A 10,501-nucleotide genomic window follows, 5' to 3' on the forward strand; every position below is an offset into this window, starting at 1 on the left:
CTTTAAATAATGGGTAACTTTGTGGCAAAAATTAAACGTATGACATTATATCCAAAATTGATAACTGATGCCCTGGCTACGGTGATTTATCCAGGTACAAAGAAAAATCTTATCGAAAGTGAAATGCTGGCCGACAGTATTCGTATCGATGGTATGACGGTAAGTTTTACTCTGATTTTTCCTCGTGATACAGATCCTTTCCTCAAATCTACGGTGAAGGCTGCCGAGGCTGCTATCCATTATCATATTTCTCCTGATGTTCAGGTGACAATAAATCTGGAGTATAAATCAGCCAAGCGTCCGGAACCGGGCAAGATGCTGCCTCAGGTAAAGAATGTTATTGCTGTAAGTTCCGGTAAGGGTGGTGTCGGTAAGAGTACGGTCTCTGCCAATCTCGCAATTGCGCTGGCTAAGTTGGGCTATAAGGTAGGATTATTGGACTGCGATATCTTCGGTCCTTCAATGCCTAAGATGTTTGGTGTTGAGGATGCCCGTCCTTGCGGGGTCGAGAAAGATGGCAGAAATCTTATCGAACCTATTGAAAAGTATGGCGTGAAGATGCTGAGTATTGGTTTCTTCGTAGATCCTGATAAGGCTACACTGTGGCGTGGCGGTATGGCTACGAGTGCCTTGAAGCAGTTGATCGGTGATGCCGATTGGGGCGATTTGGACTATTTCATCCTTGATACCCCTCCTGGCACAAGTGATATACATCTTACCTTATTGCAGACACTCGCTATAACAGGTGCTGTGATTGTAAGTACCCCTCAGAAGGTAGCCCTTGCAGATGCGCGTAAGGGTATAGATATGTATCGTAATGATAAAGTGAATGTTCCTATCTTGGGACTTATCGAAAATATGGCCTATTTTACCCCGGCAGAATTGCCTGAGAACAAGTATTATATCTTTGGTAAGGATGGTTGCAAGAATCTCGCTGCCGAGATGGGATGTCCTTTGTTGGCTCAGATTCCACTCGTACAGAGTATCTGTGAGAGTGGCGATGATGGAGCTCCTGCGGCTACAAAGGTAGATACGGTAACGGGACAGGCGTTCTTGAGCCTTGCACAGGCGGTGGTTACCGTTACCAATCGTCGTAATAAGGAAAAGCCAAAAACAAAAATCGTTCAGATTCACAACAACTGATTTGTGAGTCTGAACGACTGTAAAGATAAAATTCGTCAAAGAGGTTATGAGTCTATACGATTCATAGCCTCTTTTGCTTTTGCCCTTACGTTCATGATCTTCTCGTTTGCATGCTTTCGGGTGTGATTGATCTGGTAACGATATACAGCGCATGTGATGAAGAAATATAATACGGCCTGGAACCAGAGTATCATGATTTCGTCCTGTATATCTTCGATGCTACCTCCCATGCTACTAATGCTGAGGAATCCGCGTACTCCCCATGTCGAAGGGAATATCATCGCAATGCTCTTCCAATAACCTGGCATATTGCTGAGTGGCCATGATATACCTGTCATGAAGAGGAGTGGTACCGAGGTAAATACAACCAGTAGCATGACATTCTCTCGATATCTCACCAAGCAACTCAAGGCCATCCCGAAGAATATTACCGCTAATAGGAATGGGAGCATGAGTGAGAACAAAGGCCACGGCTGTACAAGTGTCGTGAAATGGAAAAACCTTGGTACGCAGAGGGTAATATAGGCTGACATGACGACATATATCATCAGGTAGCACATCGATTTTCCAAACACGATTCTGAAGATGCCATTGTAATGTTTGCTGATCGGGATGAGCTCCTGATAACGGTTGTTCTCTCGAGCCGTACCTGCTGATAAGCCAATGCCCAGCAACAGAGTCTGTTGTAGGATAAGAATCAATACACCAGGAAGAATGGCATTGCCATAACCGCCTGTAGAATTGAATATTGGTACTTCATCAAAGTCTAGCGGCTTGGTCGTTATCTCTTCGTCACGATTGGTAAAAGCTGTTGTTGACTTTGATATCTGTATCTTTGTATTGATGTGTGAGGCTATAGCTTGTGCTTGTCCATAGATTGCCTTATAGGTAAGCATCAAACTCATATCTGTATATACACTTACCTTGCTTTGCTCTCCACGATACAAGTTGTCTTCAAAATCACTTGGAAAGTATAGAATTCCGTGTACCACCTGTTTGCGTATCAAGTCTTTTGCTTCATCCAGTGAGTTGCAATAGTAAGCAGCCTTGGTTTCTGGACCGGCATCAAACTCTCTGATGAATTCACGACTGGTCTGTGTATGTGATAAGTCTACGATAGCCGTAGGGACATCTCTTACCACCTCGTTGTTGTATATCCACGAGTAGAGGAGTGGATAAGCTAACGGTACCAGAATCAAGAAGATAAGTACACCTTCGTCCTTGATGGTAGAACGTATCTCCTTGCTCCAGATATAGCACATATCCTGTATGCCTTCGGATATCTTATATAATAATCCTTCTTTATTCATTATGGTATATATACATATAGTAACATGGCTTTCTTGATGTTCTTGACCGTGAACAATGGTAGCATGGCAAATATGCACAGAGTCATGATATAGAACCAGCAATCGGTAAGCGGAAATCCGTTTAATATGCCCATCTGATAGATCATGTAATAGTGGCGTAAAGGGAATAGGAAGGCTAATCCCTCAATGAACGGATTCATTGCAAATGCTGGGTATGTGGCTCCGCAGACAGAAAAACTGACCACCGACCAGAGTGAACATACACTCATCGACATACGGAGTGACGGCATCAGGCCAAAGATGAAAATTCCAAATCCCTGACAAGACAAAACAGCGAGTAAGCCGATGAGAAGAATTGGTATGATGCCACCGGGATGTGGAAATCCTAGGATGTAATAGATATAGAATTCAAAACCATAGAAGATGGTTAGAAATACAATGGTTTGCGGTAGTATCTTGCCTGCTATTGCCAGCCATGGATTGTTGTCGGCCATTGCCATCCATTCTCGAGAACGCTTGAATTTGAGTTCTGTTCCGATGGAGTATGGTGTGATCAGGAATATAAAGAGCATGAGCAAACCCGGTATCATCGTGGTGCTGAGATATACATTATAGTTGCTCCATGGGTTTCCTGTCTGATGTAGGTCTATGGCTATCGGTTGTAGGAAGTCGCTGATTTCTTGGTTTGTCTTTCCGATGGCTAATAACTTTTTGATGCCTACCGCGGCTGAACCTAATGTCGATATGGTCTTCAGATCCTTGTAGAGGTTTCCACCGGCAACAAGAGTTACATTGCTATAATAGAAAGAAATCTTTGGTTGGTCACCCGACATCAATTTCGACGTCGTTCCCTCTGGAATGTATAGGAAAGCATAGATGTCGCCTTTCTGTATAGCATTTCGTGCCTCGTTAACGTTTTGGTAATGACTGACAACCTTTGTGGTTTGGAAAGCATCCAACTTTCGGATCATGGCACGGGTAGTCGTTGTGTTGTCGGCATCAACTACACCACATGGCAAATCCGTTGGGACGCCGGCGCTCATCAGCGAGGTGAAGAAGAATATGATAACAATAGGGAATATCACCATGCAGAATCCATAGATTGGGTTCTTCCACATGATGCCACATTCGCGTAATGCTATATGATAGATTCGCTTTAGCATTTTGGAATTTCTGGATAACCTATTTTATAATAAGGGACATACCAGGGCGGAGACCTTCAAACTTCTTGATAGGGCGGGCCTTGACTTCGAAGGTCTTCAAATCATACTGCCCTGTGGTCTTTGTGGCTTTCCATACAGCATAGCTTCCTTCGTCCTTGATATTATATACTTTCATGTCCATCTCTTTGTTGAAGGCAGGAACCAATACTCTGAAGGTGTCACCAACCTTCATTCCTTTCAGCTTGTCTTCTCTGATATTGAAGGTTCCCCACATATCGTTCATCATGGAAATGCTCATGATAGGAGAACCAAGTCCTACAAGCTCGCCAACTTTCGGATAAATGGCGCTGACTTCTCCCTCTACTTGAGCAATCTGTACGGTCTCCTTGAGCAGAGAACTTACTACGCCTACAGCACTGGCAGCAGCCTTGGCATTCTTCGCAGCAATGCGTTTCTCTTCTTCTCGGGCACCGCTCTTGGCCAATTTATATTGACTTTGAGCTACCTTTACCTGAGCTTCGGCTGCCTTGTATGCAGCAAATGCTTCATCGCGTTTCTGCCCACTTACGACACCTTCGTCATAAAGGTGCTGCATTCGGGTATATGTCTTCTTGGCAACGTCATATCCCGACTGAGCCGTCATCACTACTTGGTAAGCACTCTGAATAGTCTCTTTGCGAGCACCGGCATCGGTAAGGTCTTGGAAAGCCTCTGTTGCTTCACTGGTAGCCTCGGCTACTTTCTTCTGTGCGTCGATTTCTGGTATCTGAAGGATTGCGAGCGTATCGCCTACATGAACGTAGTCTCCTTCCTTGACACGCAACTCTACCACTCGACCGGGTAACTTGCATGCTACTCTGTATTCACTTACTTCTACTTCGCCTTGGATGGTTTCGTCGTCTTTCCCATATACGGCAAATCCTATCAATCCCACGATTACTACGACCAGTGCAAATCCAATCACGGCCAAAAGTATATTGTTATGTTGTGTTTTAGCTGACATAAAGCTAATATTTTTTTGTTAGTATAATGTTCCCAATGCTTTCTGTAAACCAACCTGTGAAAGTTTCACGTCGATTTGTGCGTCAATTTTCTGACTCTGTGCTTGTTGCCATGCTGTCTGGGCGGCCATGACTTCTGTAACACCCATCACGCCTTCCTTGAATCCGAGATTCGCACAACGTAGATTCTCTTCGGCGCTTTTCGTGTTCTTTTCTGCCATCCTCAAACGTTTCTTGGCTTCCGACAGTTTGAATTGACTCTGATTTACCTGTAAATGTATCTTCTCTTGCAGATCATTCAACTCCATGCGGGCAATGGCCGTTGCAGCCTTGCCTGCGCGTACCTTGTAGGCTCCTTCCATCCAATTCCATACGGGTACTTGAACGGTGACACCAACATTCCATGTGCCATCGAATTTTCTTTGGAATCCGTTGAATACATTCGGATTGGAAACTAGATAGCCTCCGGTAAGTGCTATATGTGGTAAATATGCTGCTCTTACGATCTTGGTATTCTGTTCGCTTACATCTACAGCGTTCTGGAGCATTCTTATCTCCGGACGTGTCGTGTAGGCTGAATCTGTGTTTGACGTGACATTTGATGTCTTGATGTCTAAATGTTCGATGTCTTCATCGGCTAATGTAATCTTGCTGTCCATAGGAAGGCCTGTCAGTTGGCAGAGTAACATCTTTGATAGGGTTAGTCCGTCATCAACTTGGGTGCATTGCATCTCGGCCTCATTGACTTTCACATCAACTTTCAGGCCTTGTGCCTTGGTGGCTACACCTTCCTTGATCATCTTATGTACATCCTTGTCGAGCTTCTTGATGAGATTACGGTAGCTGTAAGCCAACTTCTGTTTCTGTTTGAGCGAAACAACCATCCAGTAAGCCTGATCGATACTATAAAGGGTAGACTGCTGTTTGAAATCAAGATCGTTCAACGCGATGTTTTCTCCGATTTCGGCAATACGGTTCATTGCCGCTATGGCACCTCCCATGAAAATAGGTTGTCTCACCAAGATAGCTCCGGCCCATATATTTCGTGTGTCTGTATGTAAGGCATCTACAATTTTCTTACCGGTTTGATTGCCATACTGTGCGATACTATTGCCTACGGTATTACCCAGTTCGTTGCCAATCTGAGTGCCTATCTGTGTGCCGATTCCACTTACTTGTTGTCCAATCTTTTGTGCGGTAGTAGGATCTATGACACCTTGTTGTACTAGGCTCGTAAGATATGAAGAAATGCCACTAGATAACTTGGATTGCAAATCAGCACCAAGCGATCCGAAAGCCTGTGCGCCTGCGCCGGCCATGCTTGTACCTAGATTGCTGATCTCATCTTGTTGGGCCCCGCTGAGTAATGATATCTGTCGGCTGAAATATTGATATCCGCCAATAGCATCTATCTTTGGCAGATATTTTGTTCGCGCAGCCTTGCGGATATTGGTCGCTACTTCCTGTTTCAACCTTGAAGCATTGAGCTGTTTGTTGTTGCGCAATGCAAGAACACGACAACTGTCCAGAGTTAATACACCCTGGGCAGATGCTGGAACAACAGCACATAGTAGCAAAGCAAATGTAAATATTCTATTCATTATTCAAAATTAAGCTAATGCAAAAATACACCTTTTCTTATTAAATTGCAAAGAAAAAGCTTCTGTAAACCTTTAATAAATTAAATTTTAGCATTTTTATGGAAAAATAGAACAACATTTCAGTTAATTTTTTATATTTGCCTCAAAGTATTAAACATATATTATTATTTTTTATGAAAAGATGCGGCTTTTTCTTTCGGGTCTGTGATCTCTATGTGGATGGTTTTAAACATCTTACGTGGGGAAGGACTCTTTGGGTCGTCATCATTATTAAATTAATTATCATCTTTTTCGTTCTCAAATTATTTTTCTTTCCTGACTTCATCGGAGAGCATGCTCAGAAAGGTCACGAAGATGAATTTGTTAGTAGTAAAATATTAAAAGAATAATTCCTATGATAAATGTATTGGAAATAACTTCGACTACTGTCGATTGGTCGAGAGCTCAGTTTGCTCTTACGGCGATTTATCATTGGCTCTTTGTTCCGCTCACCTTGGGACTGGCTCTGATAATGGGCATCGCCGAAACTTGCTATTATCGCACAAAGAAAAGATTCTGGCGTGATGTCTCTCGATTCTGGCAGAAACTCTTTGGCGTTAACTTCGCCATGGGGGTGGCTACTGGTATCATACTGGAATTTGAGTTTGGTACGAATTGGAGTAATTATTCGTGGTTCGTGGGTGATGTGTTTGGCGCACCTTTGGCCATAGAAGGTATTGTCGCATTCTTTATGGAGTCTACTTTTGTGGCTGTTATGTTCTTTGGTTGGAAGAAAGTTTCGCCTAGTTTTCATCTTGCTTCTACTTGGCTTACGGGTATTGGCGCCACAATCTCTGCATGGTGGATACTTGTAGCCAATTCGTGGATGCAAGATCCTATCGGTCAGACTTTTAATCCTGATACGATGCGCTTCGAGATGAACTCTTTCTGGAATGTTGCCCTGTCGCCTTTTGCTGTGGATAAGTTCTTCCATACGGTTACTTCTACTTGGATTATTGGTTCGGTATTCTGTATCGCGGTATGTTGCTGGTATTTATGGCATAAGCGCGAGGTGAAGTTGGCTGTCGAGAGTATCAAGATAGCATCGTGGGTTGGTATTGCTGCTTCGTTGCTTGTGCTGATGACGGGTGATCATTCTGCCTATATGGTGGCTCGCACACAACCGATGAAGTTGGCTGCGATGGAAGCTCTCTATCATGGAGGTGTTGACCAAGGACTAACGGGGGTGGCTTGGGTGAACCCTTTTGTTCAGGCTGATTATGCCAACAAAGAGGAACCGCCAATGAGGATTGCCGTCCCTCATATGCTTTCGTTCTTGGCTACTCATGATATGCATGGATATGTTCCGGGGGTGAATGATATTATCAATGGATATGTTATGCCGGATGGTACTTGCGAGCCTTCGCTCAAACAGAAAATCGAGATGGGTAAGAAGGCTATCGTGGCTGTCTCTCGTTATCGCAAAGGGGATACAAGTAAGGTTAATCGACAGGTTATCGCTGAAAATATCAGGTATTTCGGTTATGGGTATGTGAAGTCGGCTGATCAGATTGTGCCGTTTATCCCGGTCAATTTCTGGTGTTTCCGCATCATGGTGGGAGTAGGGTGCTTGCTCATCTTGTTCTTTGCAGTTTCGCTCTTCCTCGTCTATCGTAAGGATTTATCTGCAATTCGCTTCCGTTGGTATTATGCTTTGGCTTTGTTCTTACTTCCTCTTTCTTATCTGGCCAGTGAGTGCGGATGGATGGTAGCGGAGTTTGGTCGACAGCCGTGGACGATACAGGATATGCTTCCTACATGGGTTGCCGTGAGTGATATTCGTGCCGGTTCGGTGGCTCTGACATTCTTTATCTTCTTGGTCCTCTTTACTACGATGCTGGCTGTCGCTATCAGCATCATGCTAAAGGAAATCAAGCGAGGACCGGAACATTCTATCGTAGAGTCGAACAATCAAAATTCTGAATCATGAGTTACACATTTCTTCAACAATATTGGTGGTTCCTGATTAGTCTGTTAGGAGCCTTGCTGGTCTTCCTTTTGTTTGTTCAGGGAGCCAATAGTTTGATATTTGTCTTAGGAAAAACACCCGAAGAACGTCGATTGCTGATCAATTCGACTGGGCGTAAATGGGAATTTACTTTTACCACTCTTGTTACCTTTGGTGGAGCTTTCTTTGCAAGTTTTCCTTTGTTTTATAGTACCAGTTTTGGTGGGGCTTATTGGTTGTGGATGCTCATCCTTTTCTCGTTTGTGGTACAAGCTGTAAGTTATGAATTCCAAAACAAACTGGGGAATTTTCTTGGAGTAAAAACCTTTCAGGTGTGTCTTGTTGTGAATGGTATCGTCGGACCGTTGCTTTTGGGTGGGGCTGTGGCGACATTTTTTAATGGCAGCAATTTCGTGGTCGATAAAATGAATATCGTGGACAGTTTTCAACCTGTGATTAGCCATTGGACAAATGCTAGTTGTGGTCTTGATGCTTTGCTTGATCCTTGGAATGTCGTGCTTGGTGTGGCTATTGTGGCGCTTTCGATGATTCTCGGTATACTTTATTTGATAAATAATATCGACGACGAGGTTCTGTATAGTCGTTGCCGCCGGAATCTAGGATATGTCTCTGGTATTTTCCTTGCGCTCTTTCTCATCTTTCTTATTCATATTCTTCTCAAAGATGGTTATGCTTATGACCCTATTTCGGGGGTGATCATGCTCGAACCGATGAAATATCTCTATAATTTTATCGAGATGTGGCCTTTACTTATAATATTTCTGGTTGGTGTCGCGTTATTATTATATGGTATCATCCGCACAATCATGCAGAGTGGTTTTGAGCGTGGTATCTGGTTTGTCGGCATAGGCGTAGTGATGGTCGTACTCGTGCTTTTCCTCATTGTCGGATGGAACAATACGGCTTATTATCCGTCTAATGCAGATTTACAGAGCAGTTTGACGATTGTCAATAGTTCGTCGAGCGAGTTCACACTTCGTACGATGTTTGTGGTATCATTGTTGGTGCCGTTCGTCCTAGCTTATATCGTGTATGCTTGGCGTTCTATCGATAAAAAGAAAATCGACCGTAGCGAGATATCGCGGGGCGATGTTTATTAGTATGTTTTATAAAATGAAAATGATGAGAAAGACATTCTTTCTGTTACTCTTTACGATGGTCCTTTCGCCTGTCATGGCAAATGACCTTCTACCTGTAAAACCGTATCGTAAAGCTCCTGCTAAGAAAACGGTTGAGAAATCTGTTGCTCCTGATACGGTACAGCACGAAATCTTGTTGCAAACTTCAATGGGCGATATTCGCTTTATCCTCTATAAGGATACGCCGAAGCATCGCGACAATATGCTTAGACTGGTGCGCAATCATGAACTTGATGGCATGCTTTGGCATCGTGTCATCGCTAACTTTATGATTCAGACGGGCGATCCGTATAGTAAAGTGGCTAAGGCTGGTGAAGTGCTTGGAGGCCATCAGGTTGGAGGAAAGTTCATTCCTGCAGAAATCTTGTTCCCTAAATATTATCATAAGCGTGGGGCTGTTGCTGCTGCTCGCGAATCGGATGATACGAATCCTACGCGCCAGTCTTCGGGCTCTCAATTTTATATTGTCTGGGGCAAGCGTTATACTGATTATCAGATGGATGCTTACCAAAAGGATCTCGATAGCATCTCGAACGATTCTCTAAAGTATACTCCTGAAATTCGTAAGGCGTATTTTGAAAAGGGTGGTGTGCCTTATCTCGATGGGACGTATACGGTATTTGGTGAGGTCGTTGATGGATTGGAGGTCGTTGACAGAATTCAAAACGTGGCAACGGATCAATGGGCTCGTCCAAAAGAGGATGTGAGGATTATCAAGGCTACTGTAGTAAGGTAGGTCTTGAATTTTTTGGTGCCTCGCACGCACGCATAAATAATAAAAGGTATAAATTCCATATTCTATTTTTATTTGTCAAATATTACGAAAACTTTGCAAAAATCTCGAATTTTTCTCGTGAAAGTTTTGGCAGTTTGGCAATAAAGTTATACCTTTGCACTCGCTTTCAGGAACAAGGCAACAACCTAACAATTGAAGCTCGAATCCTAAGAGTAAGGCAAGAGTCTTACAAGGCTTTTCGCCGCATAAAGAAAGAGTTCTTTGAAAAGATTTACATAAACAGAGAAGTAGTACAAGAAGCGAGTTTACATAATTAAAAATGTAAAACTTGGGTAATAAAACGAACCGTTCAATTAATTGAAGGTGCTTTTAGACTTGGTAACTATAAAGGATAATCGTT

The 10,501-nt window shown here is 43.3% G+C and carries 9 protein-coding genes; 5 read left to right on the forward strand and 4 right to left on the reverse strand.

The annotated features are described in order from the left end of the window. Positions 1–39: 39 nt before the first annotated feature. The gene (locus tag K333_RS0107780) at positions 40–1,143 is read left to right on the forward strand and encodes an Mrp/NBP35 family ATP-binding protein (RefSeq protein WP_024990253.1); all 1,104 of its coding nucleotides are present in this window, start codon (positions 40–42) and stop codon (positions 1,141–1,143) included. A 44-nt stretch (positions 1,144–1,187) separates the two neighbouring features. Here K333_RS0107780 and K333_RS0107785 read toward each other — a convergent pair whose 3' ends face one another. The 4 genes from K333_RS0107785 to K333_RS0107800 are packed head-to-tail and all read right to left on the reverse strand — an operon-like array spanning position 1,188 to position 6,218. Then, positions 1,188–2,453 carry an ABC transporter permease gene (locus K333_RS0107785; RefSeq protein WP_024990252.1) on the reverse strand — a complete coding sequence of 422 codons (1,266 nt, stop codon included), beginning with the start codon at positions 2,451–2,453 and terminating at the stop codon, positions 1,188–1,190. Further along, positions 2,453–3,616, reverse strand: a complete 1,164-nt coding sequence (locus K333_RS0107790; protein ID WP_024990251.1) for an ABC transporter permease — start codon at positions 3,614–3,616, stop codon at positions 2,453–2,455. Before K333_RS0107790 ends, K333_RS0107785 begins: the two co-directional genes overlap by 1 nt. A gap of 19 nt (positions 3,617–3,635) precedes the next feature. Next, entirely contained in the window at positions 3,636–4,619 is a 984-nt protein-coding gene (locus K333_RS0107795) for an HlyD family secretion protein (protein ID WP_027452538.1), read from the reverse strand. A gap of 18 nt (positions 4,620–4,637) precedes the next feature. After that, positions 4,638–6,218, reverse strand: coding sequence for a TolC family protein (locus tag K333_RS0107800; RefSeq protein WP_024990250.1), 1,581 nt, complete (start codon positions 6,216–6,218; stop codon positions 4,638–4,640). A 173-nt stretch (positions 6,219–6,391) separates the two neighbouring features. On the opposite strand from K333_RS0107800, the gene K333_RS0107805 reads away from it, so the two are divergent. From K333_RS0107805 to K333_RS0107820, 4 genes are read left to right on the forward strand one after another with little or no spacing between them, the layout of a single operon-like run. Then, positions 6,392–6,607, forward strand: a complete 216-nt coding sequence (locus K333_RS0107805) for a DUF4492 domain-containing protein (RefSeq protein ID WP_024990249.1) — start codon at positions 6,392–6,394, stop codon at positions 6,605–6,607. A 5-nt stretch (positions 6,608–6,612) separates the two neighbouring features. Then, entirely contained in the window at positions 6,613–8,187 is a 1,575-nt protein-coding gene (locus K333_RS0107810) for a cytochrome ubiquinol oxidase subunit I (RefSeq protein ID WP_024990248.1), read from the forward strand. Next, on the forward strand, positions 8,184–9,326 hold the full coding sequence (locus tag K333_RS0107815) for a cytochrome d ubiquinol oxidase subunit II (protein ID WP_024990247.1): 1,143 nt from the start codon (positions 8,184–8,186) through the stop codon (positions 9,324–9,326). Before K333_RS0107810 ends, K333_RS0107815 begins: the two co-directional genes overlap by 4 nt. A 13-nt stretch (positions 9,327–9,339) precedes the next feature. Further along, the gene (locus K333_RS0107820; RefSeq protein ID WP_081657223.1) at positions 9,340–10,101 is read left to right on the forward strand and encodes a peptidylprolyl isomerase; all 762 of its coding nucleotides are present in this window, start codon (positions 9,340–9,342) and stop codon (positions 10,099–10,101) included. Positions 10,102–10,501 lie beyond the last annotated feature (400 nt).

It is taken from the genome of Segatella albensis DSM 11370 = JCM 12258, assembly GCF_000426565.1.
Taxonomy (GTDB): domain Bacteria; phylum Bacteroidota; class Bacteroidia; order Bacteroidales; family Bacteroidaceae; genus Prevotella; species Prevotella albensis.